We start from the raw sequence: 16,124 nt of genomic DNA on the forward strand, positions 1-16,124 counted from the left end.
CGGCCCTCGTGGGGTCCCGGCGAATCCGTCCCCTGAGGTCTGGACACCGGCCAGGTTTGGCCATAGAAAGACATCCCATGTTCTTGTCGATGATGAGCGCTTGTGCGGCTCCTCGCCGGAGTCCCGCGTCCCGCGGCGCGGACCCCGCCCGAGCCCGCGGCGCGGCCCGCCACGGCGATCCCCCATCGTGGTGATCCTTGAGGAGAGACGATGAAACACAGAAGGTTCGCGCTGGCCGCGGCCCTCGCCATGTCGGGGTGCCTCGCCGCGGCATGCGGCGGCGGTGGCACCGGCGGCGGTGGCGGTGGCGGTGAGAAGGGCGCGCCGGCGAAACCGCTCATCGGCGTCGACTACCCGCGGTCGGACACCGACTTCTGGAACTCCTACATCAGGTACGTGCCCCGGTTCGGCGGCGAGCTCGGAGCCGATCTGAAGACCACCAACTCCCAGAACGACATCTCCACGCTCACCGCCAACGTCCAGAGTCTGGTGGGCCAAGGTGTGCGCGGCATCGTCATGGCCCCCCAGGACACCGCCGCGGTGGCGCCCACGCTGCAGCAGCTCGAGAGCAAGAAGATCCCCGCCGTTCTCGTGGACACCCGGCCCGACCAGGGGAACGCCTTCATGGTCGTGCGCGCCGACAACCGCGCCTACGGCGAGAAGGCCTGCCGGTTCCTGGGCGAGAAGCTCAAGGGCAACGGCAAGGTGGTCATGCTCCAGGGCGACCTGGCGTCCATCAACGGCCGAGACCGCACCGAGGCCTTCAACGAGTGCATGAAGCAGAACTACCCGCAGATCAAGGTGTTCGGCGAGGCCGCGAACTGGGACGGCGCGGTGGCCGCGCAGAAGCTCTCCACGGTCCTCACCGCCAACCCGGACGTCAAGGGCGTCTACATGCAGTCGAGCTTCGCCCTGGCCGGCACGCTGCAGGTGCTCAAGCAGCGCGGCCTGCTGGTCAAGCCGGAGGACCCCAAGCACGTCTTCGTCGTCTCCAACGACGGCATCCCCCAGGAGCTCAAGGACATCGCCTCCGGCGACATCGACGCGACCGTCTCCCAACCGGCCGACCTGTACGCCAAGTGGGCCCTGTCGTACGCCAAGGCCGCGATCGACGGCAAGACCTTCCAGCCGGGCAAGACCGACCACGACAGCACGATCGTGCAGGTCCGCGCGGGGCTGCTCGAAGACCAGCTGTCCGCGCCCCTGGTCACCGCCGACGGCGGCACCTACGGAGGCGTCCCCAGCGTCAAGCACGACGACAAGTCGCTATGGGGCAACAACCTGAACTGAGAGGGCGAGGGTCATGGGCGACCACGCGGGAGCGACCGCGAAACCCGCGCCCGCACGCGACGGCGAGCCGGCCCCCGCCGACGGGCCGGTCGCCGAGGCGGAGCGCGTCACCAAGAGATACGGCGAGACCGTCGCGCTGGACGGCGCGCACATCACGATCATGCCGGGACGGACGCACGCTCTGGTCGGACGCAACGGCGCGGGCAAGTCGACCCTGGTCTCCATCCTGACCGGGCTGCAGCCGCCGGACGAGGGGGAGATCCGCTTCGCCGGGGCCCCCGCTCCGCGGCTCGCCGACCGGGACGCCTGGCGTGAGCGGGTCGCCTGCGTCTACCAGAAGTCCACCATCATCCCCGAGCTGACCGTGGCCGAGAACCTCTACCTGAACCGGCACAAGCGCAACCGGCTCGGGCTGGTCGACTGGAAGAGCGTGTGGCGCAAGGCGTCGGAGCTGCTGGAGACGTGGTCGGTGGACGTCGACGTCCGGCGGCCGGCGCGGGAGCTCGGGGTGGAGCAGCGGCAGTTCGTGGAGATCGCCCGGGCGCTGTCGTTCGGCGCGCGGTTCATCATCCTGGACGAGCCCACCGCCCAGCTCGACGGCGCGGCGATCTCCCGGCTGTTCGAACGCATGCGCGCCATGCGCGAGCAGGGCGTCACGTTCCTGTTCATCAGCCACCACCTGCAGGAGATCTATGAGATCTGCGACACCGTCACGGTGTTCCGCGACGCCCGGCACATCCTCACCGCGCCGGTGGCCGAGGTTCCGCAGGGTGACCTGGTGGGGGCGATGACCGGCGAGGCGGCGGGCCTGCGGGAGCGGCGGGTCCGTCCGGCCGTGCCCTCGGACGCGCCGGTCGTCCTGGAGGCCAGAGGACTGGGCGACGGCGAGCTCTACCACGACGTGGACCTGCGGGTCCGCGCCGGGGAGATCGTCGGGCTGGCCGGGCTGGGCGGCAGCGGGAAGACCGAGCTCGCCGAGGCCGTCGTGGGGCTGCGAGCGCCCCGGTCGGGGACGGTGGAGGTGGCCGGGAACCGCCCGCGCCCCGGCAGCGTCCCGGCGTCGCTGACCATGGGCGTGGGGTTCGTCCCCCGGGACCGCCATCACCAGGGCCTGGTCCCGCTGATGTCGATCGCCGACAACACCACGCTGACCATCCCCGAGCGGCTCGGTCCTGCGGGCTTCGTCAGCGGCCGGCGCAAGGACCGGCTGGCCCGCGAGATGATCGACAATCTGGCGATCAAGACCCCCGGCCCCGAACTGCCCGTCACAGGGCTGTCCGGGGGGAACCAGCAGAAGGTCGTGATGGCCCGCGCACTGGCGAACGGCCCCCGCCTGCTCGTGCTCATCACTCCGACCGCCGGGGTCGACGTCCGCTCCAAGGAGTTCCTGCTCGGCAAGGTCGAGGAGATCGCCGGGACCGGGACCGGCATCGTGATCGCGTCGGACGAACTCGACGACCTGCGGCTGTGCGACCGGGTGCTGGTGATGTTCCATGGCCGCGCCGTCGCGGAACTGCCCGCCGGCTGGCACGACCACGAGATGGTGGCCGCCATGGAAGGAGTCGACCTCGATGCCTGAGACCACCACCGCGCCGTCCGGCACCGGACGCCCGCCGGACTCCCCGTCCTCGGAGGGCACCGGCCCGGGAAGGCGGCGCGCCGGGCCGCGCCTGGCGCGGCTGCGCGACCTGGCCCTGGTCCCCGCGATCATCGTGATCGCCATCGTCGGGCAGGTCGTCCACCCGATCTTCCTGCAGGCCGACAACCTGATCAACATTCTGCAGACCATGTCGGAGATCTCGCTGCTGGTGCTCGCGCAGACGCTCGTCCTGGTCGCCGGCAGGATGGACCTGTCACTGGAGTCGACGTTCGGGCTGGCGCCCGGCGTGGCCGCCTGGGTGACGGTCGCGGCGGGGACGGGACACGGGCTCGGCCTGCTGTCGGGCGCCTGGGCCATCCCGGTCACCCTCGCGGTCGGGGTGCTGGCGGGGGTGGTGAACGCGCTGTTCATCGTCCGCTTCGGCCTGAACGGGTTCATCGTCACCCTCGGCATGCTGATCGTGCTGCGCGGCCTTCTCACCGGCATCTCGGGCGGGCAGACCTTCTTCAACCTCCCCTCGTCCATGACCTACCTGGGCTCGGCGTTGTGGCTCGGCATCCCCGCGTCCATCTGGGTCTGCCTGCTGCTGTTCGCGGCAGGCGTGGTGCTGCTGGGGTTCACCGGCTTCGGCCGCTCGCTGTACGCGATCGGCGGCAACGTCGACGCGGCCAAGGCCGCGGGAATCCGCACCGACCGGGTGCTGTGGATCACGCTGATCACCGCGAGCGTGCTCGCGGCGCTCGGCGGCCTGATGCTCGCGGGCCGGCTCGCCTCCGTCGCCGCCGGCCAGGGAAACGGGGCGATCTTCACCGTGTTCGCCGCCGCCGTCATCGGCGGGGTCAGCCTCAACGGCGGCAAGGGGACGGTGTTCGGCGCGTTCACCGGCATCCTGCTGCTCTACATGATCCAGAATGTGCTGACCCTCGCGGGCGTCCCGGCCCAGTGGATCGGCGCGCTCAACGGCGCGATCATCCTCACCGCGCTGGGGATCTCGCGGCTCACCGGCGGCAGGACACAGGAGTGAACCAGGGACGGCGGTGGCCGGGCTCGGGCCGATCAGATGGTCCTCCCGGCCCCCGCCGGCTCGGACCTGGGCGCCTGAGGCGGTGACGGCGGAGCCCGTCCGCCGCGCGCCCCGCGTCGATGGTCAGCCGCTCGACCGGGTCGACCGCGGTCTCGGCGACGCCCGCGTCAGCCTCCCCAGCGGCGCCCATCGGGATAGCGGTAGTCGGCGACGGAGCCGGGGTGCATGCGGGCGCTGTAGCCGGGGGCCTCGGGCAGCCGGTAACGGCCGCCCTCGACCCGCACCGGGTCGGTGAAGTGCTCGTGCAGATGGTCGACGTACTCCAGCACCCGCCCTTCGAGACGGCCGCTCACGCAGACGTAGTCGATCACGGAGATGTGCTGGACCAGCTCGCACAGGCCGACGCCGCCGGCGTGCGGGCAGACGGGCACGCCGAACTTGGCGGCCATCAGCAGCACAGGGACGATCTCGTTGACCGAGGCCAGGCGGCAGGAGTCGATCTGGCAGAAGTCGATCGCCCCGGCCTGGAGGAGCTGCTTGAACATGACGCGGTTGTGGCAGTGCTCCCCGGTGGCCACTCCCACGGGAGCGACCGCCTTGCGGATGGCGGCGTGGCCGAGGATGTCGTCGGGGCTGGTCGGCTCCTCGATCCACATCGGCTCGAACGACGCCAGCCGGTTCACCCACTCGATGGCCTGCGGCACGTCCCACACCTGGTTGGCGTCGATGAGCAGCGTGCGGCCGCCGAGCTCCTCCCGGGCGATCGACAGGCGGCGCACGTCGTCCTCGACGTCCGCGCCCACCTTGAGCTTGACGTGGGTCCAGCCCTCGGCGACGGCCTCACGGCACAGGCCGCGCAGCTTGTCGTCGTGGTAACCGAGCCATCCGGGGGAGCTGGTGTAGGCCGGGTACCCCCGCTCGGCGAGCTCGGCGACGCGCTGCTCGCGCGTGGGAGCGAGCGCGGCCAGCATCTCGACGGCCTCGGCGGCCGTGAGCACGTCGGACAGATAGCGCAGGTCGCAGGCCGCGACCAGCTCTTCGGGCGACATGTCCGCGACCAGCCGCCACAGCGGCTTCCCGGCCCGCCGGGCGGCCAGGTCCCACGCGGCGTTCAGCACGGCCGCCGCCGACAGGTGCACCACGCCCTTCTCCGGGCCGAGCCAGCGCAGCTGGCTGTCGCCCATGATCTCCCGGTAGAGGCCGCCGAGGTCGCGGGCCAGCTCGTCCACGTCGCGGCCGGTCAGCCGTGCCCCGATCTGCCGGGCCGCCGCCACGCACAGGTCGTTGCCGCGCCCGATGGTGAACGTCAGACCGTAGCCCGCCAGCTCGGCGTCGTCGGTCACCAGGACGACGTAGGCGGCCGAGTAGTCGCCGTCGGGGTTCATCGCATCGGACCCGTCGAGGGTGGCCGAGGTGGGGAACCGGACGTCGATCACGTTCACCGAGGTGATTGTCGGCATGAACCAGCTCCCATTGATCCGATGAATACGCCCTGGACAGTAGAATCGCATCCGGCTCGGGACAAGTAAATCCACGTTGCGCGACTCCCCCGTCTTCCCGCAAACCCGATGAATCCCCTACCCTCGCCCCGCGACGTCCACCTCGCCGTCACAGAGCGGGACCGTGGGGCAAGCGGTCACCGGATGGGCATGGCGGGCGAGAACGACCTCGCATACCCGGAGCCCAGAACGAGGGGGAAGACGCGACCGGGTGGCGCCCTCGGGCGGGGACGACCTCGCGTCTCCGGGGCCGGGACGAGCGCCCGGCGGCGTCCCGGGAGGCTAACGTGGTCCGCGTGCCCGACCTCGCCGCAGTTCCTCCTCGCACCCCGGCGGACCGGCGGGGAAGCCGGCGGGACACGGCCACGCTGGTGGGTTTCGCGCTGGCCTTCGGCCTGCTCGACGTCGTGATCTGCCTCAGCAGCCGGCCCACCACGGGGTGGGCGGGCCCGCGCGCCGATCTGCTGCTGCAGCTGGCGGTGGACGCCTCGCTGGTGTTCCTCGGCCGGTTCCCGCGCCAGGTCAGCGGGGTGGTGCTGGTGGTCGTCGTGCTCACGCTGCTCTCGGACACCTTCTCCCCCGGCCTGTTCTCCCCCGTCGAGCCGGCCAGCCCACTCGCGTTGCCCCGGGCCACCCCGGTGGTGGTCATCTACCTGGTCAGGCGGCAGCCGCAGCGGGTCGCGCTGCCGCTCGTCGCGCTGTTCGCGCTGGCCGGCAGCCGGCTGTGGGAACCGAGCTGGACCGTCACGCCGGTCGGGCTGCTCAGCACGACGGGCCCGGCCGTGGTCGTGCTCTACCTCGACGCGCGCAGGCAGCTGCTGCGGTCGCTGCGTGACCGCGCCGAGCGGGCCGAGCGCGAGAAGCACCTGCTGGCCGCGCAGGCACGCTCCGAGGAGCGGCGCCGGCTCGCCGCGGAGATGCACGACGTGCTCAGCCACGGCGTGAGCCTCATGGTGCTGCACGCCGGGTCCTTGGGCGTGACCTCCTCCGACCCCGCCGTACGCGAGGCCGCCGAGGACATCAGGGCGGCCGGCGCGATGGCCCTCGACGAGCTGCGCGACCTCATCGGCGTGCTCAACGGCGAAGCGGACGACACCCGCGGCCGCCGGGCGAACGGCGAACCGGACGAGACCCTCGGCCGCCGGGCGGAAGGCGAAGCGGACGAGGCCGGCGCCCACCTGCCGGGCCCGAGCCGCCGCCCCGCCGGCGCGCGGCGGCAGGCACCTCCGGTGCCCGACCCGGCCGCCCCGGCCGAGGAGTCGGCGGCCGCCGGATTCCCGGTCGAGCTGGACGTCGAGGGCGAGCGGTCGCTGATGTCGCCCACGATCGCGCGCACGGTGCACCGCATCGTGCGGGAGGCGCTGACCAACACCCGCAAGCACGCGCCGGGCGCCCGCGTCCGGGTCGGGCTGCGCTATCGGCCGGACGGCGTCACCGTCCGCGTGGTCAACGGCGCCGCCGCGCGTCCGGCCGACGCGGTGCTGGCCGGCAGCGGGTCCGGGCTCGGCCTGTCCGCCCTGGGGCACCGTGTCGACGTGGTCGGCGGCACTCTGCGCGCGGGCCCCACCGGCGACGGCGGCTTCCTGGTCGCCGCGGAGCTGCCGGCGCAGGTCCCGGCCACGGAGGTCCGCGAGAAGCCCGCGTCCACCCGCTGACAGTGACGTCCGGCCACTGCCGGCAACCTTCGTTGTCGCCGGAGACCACCTTCTGCCGTAGCCCCCGCCCGGCGTACCCGGGTTGCATGGAGCACGGAACAAGGACTCACGATGCGGAGTGAACACCCATGAAGAACCGGACTCGGGGCGAGCGCAACCGGCTCGCCGCGCTCACCCTGGTGGTCCTCGGGCCGTTGGTCGCCGAACTTGCCCTGGGCTCCACGCCGGTGCGGATGGCATGGCTGCTGTTGCTGTGGCTGCCGATCTACGGCGCGGGGGTCCTGCTCATCCGCGAGCTGGTACGCCGCTTCCGCGGCGGGTGGCTCAGCGTCATCCTGCTCGGGGTGGCCTATGAGCTGGTCGAGGACGGCATCGCCCTGCAGGCCCTGTCCAGCCCTCACCTGTACGGCGCGGCCGGCTGGGCCCCCCGGGTGTTCGGCCTCAACAGCGCCTATCTGGAGGCCAATCTGCCCTACCACGTGGTGTTCAGCGTGACCGTCCCGATCCTGCTGACCGATCTGCTCTTCCCGCGCCACCGCCACGTGCCCTACCTGGGCCGGACCGGGCTGGCCGTCACCGGCCTGTGCGCCCTGGCCGGGGTGGCTCTGCTGAGGGTCAGCGTGCCCCCGAACCAGGATCCGGGGTACATGGCGCCGCCCGGGGTGCTGCTGGGGTGCCTGGTGGCCGTCGCCGTTCTCGCCGTGATCGCCCTCGGTGTGCTGCCGAGGCGCGCCGCGCGTCCGCGCACCGACGCGCGGGTGCCCTCCGCCCGGGCGCTGGCGGGGGGCGGCTTCCTCGCCACCCTCGCCTTCATGGGCCTGCTGTTCCCCTTCTGGGGGGCCGCGCAGCCGGCCTTCACCCATGGCCTGTGGGTTCTGCTCCCGATGGCGGCCGCCGCCGTCGTCGCGGTGGGCACGGGACTGCTCGTCCACCGCTGGTCGGCCTCGTCGCGATGGGACGATCGGCGGTGCCTGGCCCTGGCGGGCGGCGCGCTGATCGCGCACACGGTCTTCGGGGTCGTGGGCGTGGCCGACACGGCCCTGGACAGGGCGGGCCTGGTCGTCCTCGGCCTGCTCACCGCCTGGCTCCTGCTCGTGCTGGCTCGCCGTCCACCGGCGGCGGCGACGGGCTGAGCCGGGCGGTCGCGCAGGTGCCGGTGGCACCACCACCGGCGTACCCAGGTGAGCGGCGGGTCTCAGCCGGTGAGCCCGGCCTCGTGGGCCAGCAGGCCGGCCTGCGTACGGTTCGCGCAGCCCAGCTTCGTCAGCATGCGGGAGACATAGCTCTTCACCGTCGCCTCGGACAGGTGGAGCCTGGCCGCGATCGCGGCGTTCGACATCCCTTCGCCGAGGCAGACCAGCAGGTCGATCTCGCGTTCGGTGAGCTCGTCCAACCGAATCCTGGCCTGCTGGACGCGCCGGTGCCGGCCGGCCGAGGCGGCGACCACGCGGCGCGTGGCCTCCTTGGACATCACGGTGTGCCCCTCGGCCGCGACGCGGACCAGGCCGATCAGGTCCTCCGGCGGCGTCGTCTTCAGCAGGAACCCCGACGCGCCCGCGCTGAGGGCCTTCATCACATGAGCGTCGGTGTCGAACGTCGTGAGCGCCACCAGCGCCGGAGCGGCCGGCATCGCGGCGATCTTCTCGATCGCGGTCAGCCCGTCCACCTCGGGCATCCGCAGGTCCATCAGCATCACGTCGGGCCGGAAGCGCACGGCGGCCTCGATCGCCTCGGCGCCGTCCTGCGCCACGCCGACGACCTCGATGTCGCCGGCCGAGCTCAGCACGGTCCGCAGGTGCGCCAGCACCATGGGCTCGTCGTCGACGAGGACCACGCGGATCGCGGCGCGGGCGCTGTCGGCGGACACCCCTGCAGTATCGCATCACGACCGGCCGGATGAGGTTCCCCCGAGCACGGCGGTCCCACCACGCCTTTCGCCCACACAACCGATTCGCGATCGCAAGCATGGAGCACGCGGCATATCAGGACTTCACGCGCCCGATGAGCCGCCTGGACACAACCACGGGTTGTGGCCATAGGGTACCCGGATGGACCTCGACACCGTCCGGACCTTCGTCGCCGCCGCGGACGCGGGACGGTTCCAGGAGGCCGCCGCCGAGCTGGCGGTCACCCAGCAGGCCGTGTCCAAGCGCATCGCCGCGCTGGAGCGCGACCTCGGCGTGCGGTTGTTCACCCGCACCGCGCGCGGCGCCGAGCTCACCATCGACGGGCAGGCGTTCCTGCCCCACGCGCGCGAGCTGCTGCGCGTCGCCGAGCGCGCGGTCGGGTCCGTGCGCCCCGGCAGCCGTCCACTGCGCGTCGACGTGATCGCCTCACGCGGCGCGGCGTCGGGCCTGATGCGCGGCTTCCACCGCGCGCACCCCGAGATCGAGCTCGACGTGGTGATGCTGCTCGAGATCGAGACGGCCGTCGCGGCCATCCGGTCCGGTGCGATCGACGCGTCCTTCCGCGCCGTCGCCGTGCCCGGCCGGCCTCTTCCCGAGGACTTCGCGTCGGTCCGGGTGCTGGACGAGCGGCTCCAGCTCCTCACCGGCCCCGCCCACGCGCTGGCGGGCGCTCGGTCGGTGACCGTCGCACAGCTCGCCGGGCACCGCATCTGGATGCCCGGCCTGATCCCCGGAACCGAGTGGACCGCCTACTACGACGACCTGGTCGCCGAGTTCGGCCTCACCATCGAGGCGACCGGCCCCAATTTCGGCTCCGACGCGCTCCTCGACACCATCGCCGACACCCCGGCGCTGGCCACCTTCATGGGCGAGCGGACCCGGCTGGTCTGGCCCGCCGACTACGGCCTGCGCCGCATCCCGGTGACCGGCCCGACGCCCGTCTACCCGCATTCGCTCCTGTGGCACCGCGACAACCCGCACCCCGCGCTGGCCACGCTCCGCGCCCACCTCGCCGCAACGGCGGCCGGCCACGACGCCGCCGGCACCTGGGCGCCGCACTGGGTGATCCCACGCTGAGCGCCGCGTCCGGCCGTCAGGGCGGCGTCAGCGGACGGAGGACACCGCGATGCCCATTCCGTCGCGCATGCCGGTGCCGCCGTCGGTGAAGGTGCGCCGCGGCGGGGTATTGCCGTCGGCCAGCCGGTCGAAGGCCAGGACGCTGCCGGGGCCGCCGAACGCCGCCGTTTTGGCGAGCACGTAGATGGTGCCGTCGACCTGGCTGCCGACGATGCCCGTGATCATCGTCCCGGCCAGACCGGTCGCCGGGCCGGAGATCACGCGCACCGGGGCGGCGTCTCCGCTCGCGGTGCCGGCGTAGACGTTGATGTGGGTCTGCTGGCCCTGGCTGACGGCGACGTAGAGCCGGCCGGTGAAGGGCGAGTAGGCGACGGCGAGCTGGTCACAGGTGCTGGAGCAGGTGCCCAGGCCGGTGTGCGGCCCGGCGATGACCCGCACCGGTGTGGCGCCGCCGGACGGGCCGCCGTTGAAGAACTCCACCGCGTTGCCGTTCCCGCGCGCCACCCCGGCGATGACATGTCCGGACGTGTCGGTGGTCAGGACGCCCGGCCACGGGTGGAACGACTCGTCGATCGGGATCTGGCGTATCGCGGGCACCGTGTAGAGGTTCGCGGGGGTGCCGCTCGCGTTCGGCGCGGCCACCGCGATCACCGTCTCGGCCTGACCGGTCTCCACGTACGCGAACCCCGCGGGGTCGACCGCCACCGCCCGGGAGTCCGGACCGGCGACGCGGAAGATCCGGTTCGGCGTCGTGGCGCCCGGCGGGTAGACGAAGGTGGTCGCGTCCGACAGGAAGCTCTGCGCGTAGGCGTTCCCCCGGGTGTCGAAGGCGATTCCCCACGGCCCCCAGTAGGTGTTGGGGTCGCCCGGGTCGGCCAGTTGCCGCACCGGCGACACCGCGCCCGAACTCCCGGTGGGGTAAGCCGTCACCGGTCCGCGGGTGTTGGCGACGTACAGCAGTTCCGGGCCGGTGGGGAACGGCGTCGGACTGACGGAGGGCACGCCGGAGGCCAGGGCGGACGCCCCGCCGGCCGTGGCCCCGTCCGCGGGGAACCCGCCCAGCCACCCGGTACCCGCCAAGAGCGTGAGCCCCGCCACGACGCCGGCCACACCCAACCGCCCTGATCCACCATGCCGCATGCGCACAAGGTCCCACCGCGCCGACCGCGAGGCAACGGCGCGTGGCACCGAGAGGCCACCCCCGGCCGCGGAGTCACCTGCTTTCGTCCCCACGATCCGTAATCGCCTACGGTAGCGGCTTGATCACCCTTGTCCCGGTCCACTCGCCGCCGGTCGCGGCAGATGAACCTTTCAGGTGCCGCGGCCGAGCAGCCGGCCTGTCCGGTCGGCGACCAGGCGCGGCTGCTCGGCCTGGATGAGGTGTCCTGAGGCGACGTCCTCGTGACAGCCGTCGGGCAGGCTGCCGGCGTAGCGGCGCTGGTGTTCGCGGATGGAGGCGTGCTGACGCTCTCGTCCTCTGGCCGCATGGGCGACCGACAGCACGATCGTCGGGCATTTCGGCAGGGGGGCGGCTGGGCGCGGAACCGCGGGATGGCGGCAGCCACCGCGTGCATCTCCTTGCGGGTCTGGAAGGTCCCGGCGGGGGTGATGTCCTCGGCGAGGATGGTCTGGTAGGTGCCGGCGGGGAACGCGCGCCGGAGGTTGCCGCTGAACAGCCGCGCCAGGGGACGGAAACGACTGAGTGGCTGCATCACCGCCAGCATGCGGTCGACCTTCTCGGTGGTCTGATCCCAGGTGTCGTACACCGGCGAGGTCTCCGGCAGGGTGTCGGCCAGCAGCAGCCCTCGCAGCCGGGGTCCAAGGCGCTCGGCGGCACGGCGGGCGACCAGTCCGCCCATGCTGTGCGCGACGAGCACGAACACTGCCACGAGAGTGTCAGTGGGTTTTGCCGCAAGATGTCAGCGGCCTGGCCACGAGAGTTTCAGTGGATTTGCCATGAGAGTGTCAGTGCGCGAGCCCTACTCGTCGACGGGGATGCGGCCGATGGCGCGCTCTTTGTCGGCTTGGGTGGGCAGGCTGTAGCGGCGGGTGGTCTCGATGCTGTGGCCCAGCAGCTCGGCGACGGTTCGTGAGGCCTACGGCCAGGCGGCCGCCGCCGGGGTGGACACGACGTTGCCGCTGGGCCTGGAGACCTTCGCCCGCCGCTTTCGTGACTGGGTGATCTCCTACAACAGCGAGCACGTCCACAGCGAGCTGGGCCGCACCCCCGCCCAGGCCTGGGCCGAGGACCCCACGCCACTGGTCGACGTCCCGGCCGAACAGCTACGGCATCTGCTGCTGGCCGGTGACCGCGCACCATCGGCCCGCACGGGATCCGTTTTCGCAACCTCACCTGGGTCGATCCGGGCGGGCTGATTCGCGAGCGGCGCGGGCAACGGGTCCTGATCCGCTACATGCCCTACGACGACCGGGAGATCCACGTATACCTGAACGGGGAGTTCCTGGCGACCTGCCAGCCGCGTGACGCGCTCACCCCGCAGCAGGAAGAGGAGTTCTACGCCGCCGCCCGCGCCCAGGAGAAAGCAGGCCGCCGCCCAGCGCAGCGCGGCCCCCAAACGCGGCCGCCGCCGGCTGGCGACGCTGTCGGCCGACCAGGAGGATGCCGAGGCGGTCCGGCGCATCTCCCCGGCCGAAGCCGAGCGCGCCCAGCGAGGGCAACCGCAACCGGACCTGCGGCGCGAGGCCAGCGCCAGCCTGCTGGGGCTGGCGCCGATCGGCCCCATCGAGCTGGTCGACCTGGCCCACCTCGACGTTCGTGAACAGGGACGGCAATGGTAAGAATCCCCCAGGCCGGCCCGCCCGGCGCCCAGATCATCTCCACCGCCCAGCTGCAGCTGGCCCGGCACGTGGTCACCGACGTCACCGCCCACCAGGCGGTCGGAGTGATCCACGGCAACGCCGGGCTGGGTAAGACCTTCGCGGTGCGCACCTGCGGGCAGGCGATGGCCACCCGGACGGGGCGGCTGGAGGCGCCGAGCGTGTGCACGGTGTCCTTCAGCCCCCAGTCCACGCTGCGCCAAATCGCCGATGGGCTGTATCTGGGGCTCACCGGCAGCGAGGGATCCAAGAGCCGTTTCCACATCACCCGGGATCTGATCAGCGAGCTGGCGCGCACCCCGCGCCTGGTCGTGGTGGATGAGGCCCAGCGGCTGACTGGCCACGGGATCGAGTTGCTGCGCCACCTGCACGATGACGAAGACACCCGGTTCGGGTTGCTGTATGTCGGCGGGGACGGCTGCTGGGAGGTGCACTCGCGCGAGCCGATGCTGGCCTCGCGGATCTGGCGCCGCCTGGCGATCACCCCGCTGGAGCGTGAGGTCATCCCCCAGGCGATCCGCGACTACCACCCGATCCATGCCCACGCCGACGATGACCTGCTGCTGCACATCGACGACCGGTTCGCCCACGGCATCTGGCGCAACTGGGCGTCCTTTTCCTCCACCGCCCACCTGCTCGCCCAGCGCGCCGGACGCCACCACATCGACGAGGAGATCGTCACCAACGCGTTCGCGCTGCACTGCGGAGGACCACGTGCCCGCTGAGCAGGCCGGGCCGTTGCGGGTCAGCGTGGTACGCGACCCCGATGACCTGCCCGCCACCACCGAACGGGTCCGGCTGCTCAACGATCCCGACCGCGCCATCTTGGTGATCCGGCCCCTGCCTTACACCACCTCGATGAACGACTTCGCCTTCTGCGTGCTGGACGGGCTCGGCAAGCACCTGCCCGCCGCGCCGCCTCCGGGCCTGTGGAACCAGACTCTCGCCTGGGTCCATGGGTATCGGCTGCGCCACCTCGTGATCGATCGCGCCCACACACTGAAGCCCGACTTCCGGGGCCCCTTGCGAGAGCTGCTGGGCCCGCCCCGGCCGGAGCAGCCCCGGCTATGGCTGATCGACGCGGGCCAGGCCAAGAGGCGCTCCGTCGTGCAGGCGTTCGGGGACCTGGATGGTCTTGAGGCCGTCGTGAAGGTCACCGGCGCCGAAGGGCTGGACCGGGTGCGCCCCGAGGCGGCCCCGTCACCGGCGGCTACCCCGATCCCTGACCGGCTGCCCGCCGACACCTTCATGACCTTCCGGGCCGCCTGCGCCCGCACCCTGGAGCCCCGCATCATGGCCCGGGTCGACGAGCTGTGGATGCGAACCTTCACCGAGGTCCGCGAATGGGTACGGCACTATCGCTGCGATGACGCCTTCTCCCCGGCGGCCTCCGTGCTCGTCGGGCCCTTGAGCTTGAGACTGGCCGCCCGCACCTACACCGCGGCCGGCGATGGCGAGATCTTGGTCCGGCTGCGCGCTACCCAGGCCGGGCTTCTGCGCGAAGGACTGCTGCTGCACCACCAGGCATGGCCGGGCAACAGCGGCCTGGGCAGCCACCTGACTCCCGTCACGATCGGTGCGCTCAACCGGACCTTGTCCACCCAAGACGCCGCCGCGGCCATCGTCTACCTGCTGTTCCCCTTCGGCCCACGCGGCGCCGAGACGTTCTGGCACCCCGATGATCTGAGGCTGGAGCATCTCGCCGCCGACGCGAGCGCTCTGACGATCAGCGACGTGCGCCTGGGCGTTCCCGCCCACGCCCGGCCCGCCCTGCTGGCCCACCTGACCTTCCGACGCAAGCAGGGCGCCCGCCCCTTGGACGCGCTCTTCCCGACGGCCAAACAACGTCCCGACCTGCACCGCCTGGCCGGTAAAGCCCTGGCCCACACCACGGCCGCCGGTGACCTACGCCGCGACCACCCCGCCCGGCCGCATGAGCACGCCACCGTGTGGATGACCCAGCGCCGCCTGAGCTTGCGCAACCTCCTGCCGGCCACCCGCAGCCTGGACCTGAGCACCCCGTCATGGACCTGACCCCACCTGAACCCCTGGGCGCCCGGCTGCTGCGCCGGGCCCGCGACCGCGGCCTGACCACCGGTCAGCTCGCCGACCTGCTTGGCCTGCCCGTCCACCGGATCCGCCAGCTCACCACCCCCGCCGACGTCGAGGACCTGCCCCTGCGCGCCGTCCGGGCGATGGCCGAGGCCCTCGCCCTGGCCTGGCCGTCATGGCTCGACACCGGCGACGCCCCGCAATCACCTCACCACCTGCCCGACGACCTCGGCGCCACCGAACAGGACGGCGCCTGCGCCAGCAGCGACGCCGACCGCATCCACGCCGTCTTAGCCCTCGTCCTGGGCCGCCCGCTGAGCCTGGACCAGATCGCCCATGTCCTGGATGTGCCACCCGAGCGCATCCAGCACGCCCTCGGCCGCCTGGCCGCGCTCAAGCGCGGCTACCGAGGTGTGCGCATCATCGTCGGCGACGACCAGAGCCTGCAGCTGGCCATCCGGCCCCACACCCTCGACGCCGGCACCCGCGAGCGTCTCCTGCATCTGACCTACCAGCAACAAGGCCCCGACCCCGGCATCGCCCTGATCGCTTTTCACGCCGGCCGTCGCGACCACGCCGCCCTGTTCGACCTTCTTCAAGGCGCCCCCAACCTCCTCGCCACCGCGGTCGCCGCCGGATACCTCACCTACGACACCGACGACGACGGCCACCTGGTGGCGATCCAGCTCACCCCCGAGGTCACCTTCAGCCTCGATATCGCCACCAACCTCCACGATTCCCTCCTGCTGGATCCATAGGAGATCGATCGCGACCTCTACAGGGTGCCGTTACTGGCCGAACGTCCGCGTCTGACACCCTCGTGGCAGTTGGCACGTGAACGTACCAGGGGGCGGCGGTGGTGCTGCTCGGAGTCGAATGCGGAAACAAGGCTGCTGCGCAAGGAATGGCCGGATGCGGCCACGCGGTAATGGTGCTTACGGCGGTCTTGTTCGTGCCCGATGGGGCGGAAGTGGCGCAGCGGGCGTGAGACACCCTGCGGTGGCTGAGGTCGGGCTGGTCGGTTCAATTTTTTGGGCCTGGACCTGCGGTTTCGTGCCGGTTGAGGGGTGATGGGGGGCTGTTTGGTTCTGGCCGGGCCGATAGCGGATGAGTATGGGACGGTCCGCAATCAAATGAGAACTTCGTTCGGTTTGTTTCGGTCTGACCTGACTTGTTGTGGTC

At 71.9% G+C, this 16,124-nt stretch carries 15 protein-coding genes; 11 read left to right on the plus strand and 4 right to left on the minus strand.

Annotated features, from left to right (window positions below):
* Window positions 1–210: 210 nt before the first annotated feature.
* From ACWEN6_RS37610 to ACWEN6_RS37620, 3 genes are read left to right on the plus strand one after another with little or no spacing between them, the layout of a single operon-like run.
* Entirely contained in the window at window positions 211–1,290 is a 1,080-nt protein-coding gene (locus ACWEN6_RS37610; RefSeq protein ID WP_452576749.1) for a sugar ABC transporter substrate-binding protein, read from the plus strand.
* A gap of 13 nt (window positions 1,291–1,303) precedes the next feature.
* Window positions 1,304–2,869, plus strand: coding sequence for a sugar ABC transporter ATP-binding protein (locus tag ACWEN6_RS37615; protein WP_452576750.1), 1,566 nt, complete (start codon window positions 1,304–1,306; stop codon window positions 2,867–2,869).
* Window positions 2,862–3,914 carry an ABC transporter permease gene (locus tag ACWEN6_RS37620; RefSeq protein WP_452576751.1) on the plus strand — a complete coding sequence of 351 codons (1,053 nt, stop codon included), beginning with the start codon at window positions 2,862–2,864 and terminating at the stop codon, window positions 3,912–3,914. Before ACWEN6_RS37615 ends, ACWEN6_RS37620 begins: the two co-directional genes overlap by 8 nt.
* Window positions 3,915–4,081: 167 nt before the next feature.
* Here the strand turns inward: ACWEN6_RS37620 and ACWEN6_RS37625 are convergent, their stop codons facing one another.
* The gene (locus tag ACWEN6_RS37625; protein ID WP_452576752.1) at window positions 4,082–5,374 is read right to left on the minus strand and encodes an L-fuconate dehydratase; all 1,293 of its coding nucleotides are present in this window, start codon (window positions 5,372–5,374) and stop codon (window positions 4,082–4,084) included.
* A 335-nt stretch (window positions 5,375–5,709) separates the two neighbouring features.
* Between ACWEN6_RS37625 and ACWEN6_RS37630 the strand changes: the two genes are divergently transcribed.
* Both ACWEN6_RS37630 and ACWEN6_RS37635 read left to right on the plus strand, forming a co-directional pair.
* The gene (locus ACWEN6_RS37630) at window positions 5,710–7,068 is read left to right on the plus strand and encodes a sensor histidine kinase (protein ID WP_452576753.1); all 1,359 of its coding nucleotides are present in this window, start codon (window positions 5,710–5,712) and stop codon (window positions 7,066–7,068) included.
* Window positions 7,069–7,196: 128 nt separating this feature from the next.
* On the plus strand, window positions 7,197–8,201 hold the full coding sequence (locus ACWEN6_RS37635) for a hypothetical protein (RefSeq protein WP_452576754.1): 1,005 nt from the start codon (window positions 7,197–7,199) through the stop codon (window positions 8,199–8,201).
* Between the two features lie 62 nt (window positions 8,202–8,263).
* Here ACWEN6_RS37635 and ACWEN6_RS37640 read toward each other — a convergent pair whose 3' ends face one another.
* The gene (locus ACWEN6_RS37640) at window positions 8,264–8,935 is read right to left on the minus strand and encodes a response regulator (protein WP_452576755.1); all 672 of its coding nucleotides are present in this window, start codon (window positions 8,933–8,935) and stop codon (window positions 8,264–8,266) included.
* Window positions 8,936–9,116: 181 nt separating this feature from the next.
* Between ACWEN6_RS37640 and ACWEN6_RS37645 the strand changes: the two genes are divergently transcribed.
* On the plus strand, window positions 9,117–10,052 hold the full coding sequence (locus ACWEN6_RS37645; protein ID WP_452576756.1) for a LysR family transcriptional regulator: 936 nt from the start codon (window positions 9,117–9,119) through the stop codon (window positions 10,050–10,052).
* 27 nt (window positions 10,053–10,079) lie between these two features.
* On the opposite strand, the gene ACWEN6_RS37650 is transcribed toward ACWEN6_RS37645, so the two are convergent.
* Together ACWEN6_RS37650 and ACWEN6_RS37655 are read right to left on the minus strand one after the other, a co-directional pair.
* On the minus strand, window positions 10,080–11,162 hold the full coding sequence (locus ACWEN6_RS37650; protein ID WP_452576757.1) for a hypothetical protein: 1,083 nt from the start codon (window positions 11,160–11,162) through the stop codon (window positions 10,080–10,082).
* A gap of 201 nt (window positions 11,163–11,363) precedes the next feature.
* Window positions 11,364–11,555 (minus strand): hypothetical protein, encoded by a 192-nt coding sequence (locus ACWEN6_RS37655; RefSeq protein ID WP_452576758.1) that lies wholly within the window; start codon window positions 11,553–11,555, stop codon window positions 11,364–11,366.
* Between the two features lie 555 nt (window positions 11,556–12,110).
* Between ACWEN6_RS37655 and ACWEN6_RS37660 the strand changes: the two genes are divergently transcribed.
* The 5 genes from ACWEN6_RS37660 to ACWEN6_RS37680 all read left to right on the plus strand — a co-directional run bounded on the left by ACWEN6_RS37660 (window position 12,111) and on the right by ACWEN6_RS37680 (window position 15,700).
* Window positions 12,111–12,428, plus strand: coding sequence for a hypothetical protein (locus ACWEN6_RS37660; protein ID WP_452576759.1), 318 nt, complete (start codon window positions 12,111–12,113; stop codon window positions 12,426–12,428).
* Between the two features lie 105 nt (window positions 12,429–12,533).
* Entirely contained in the window at window positions 12,534–12,851 is a 318-nt protein-coding gene (locus tag ACWEN6_RS37665; protein ID WP_452576760.1) for a hypothetical protein, read from the plus strand.
* Window positions 12,845–13,615, plus strand: coding sequence for an AAA family ATPase (locus tag ACWEN6_RS37670; RefSeq protein ID WP_452576761.1), 771 nt, complete (start codon window positions 12,845–12,847; stop codon window positions 13,613–13,615). Before ACWEN6_RS37665 ends, ACWEN6_RS37670 begins: the two co-directional genes overlap by 7 nt.
* Entirely contained in the window at window positions 13,605–14,924 is a 1,320-nt protein-coding gene (locus ACWEN6_RS37675; protein WP_452576762.1) for a hypothetical protein, read from the plus strand. Before ACWEN6_RS37670 ends, ACWEN6_RS37675 begins: the two co-directional genes overlap by 11 nt.
* Complete coding sequence (locus tag ACWEN6_RS37680) at window positions 14,915–15,700, plus strand: hypothetical protein (protein ID WP_452576763.1); 786 nt, start codon at window positions 14,915–14,917, stop codon at window positions 15,698–15,700. Before ACWEN6_RS37675 ends, ACWEN6_RS37680 begins: the two co-directional genes overlap by 10 nt.
* Window positions 15,701–16,124 lie beyond the last annotated feature (424 nt).

This window comes from Sphaerisporangium sp. NPDC004334 (assembly GCF_053602655.1).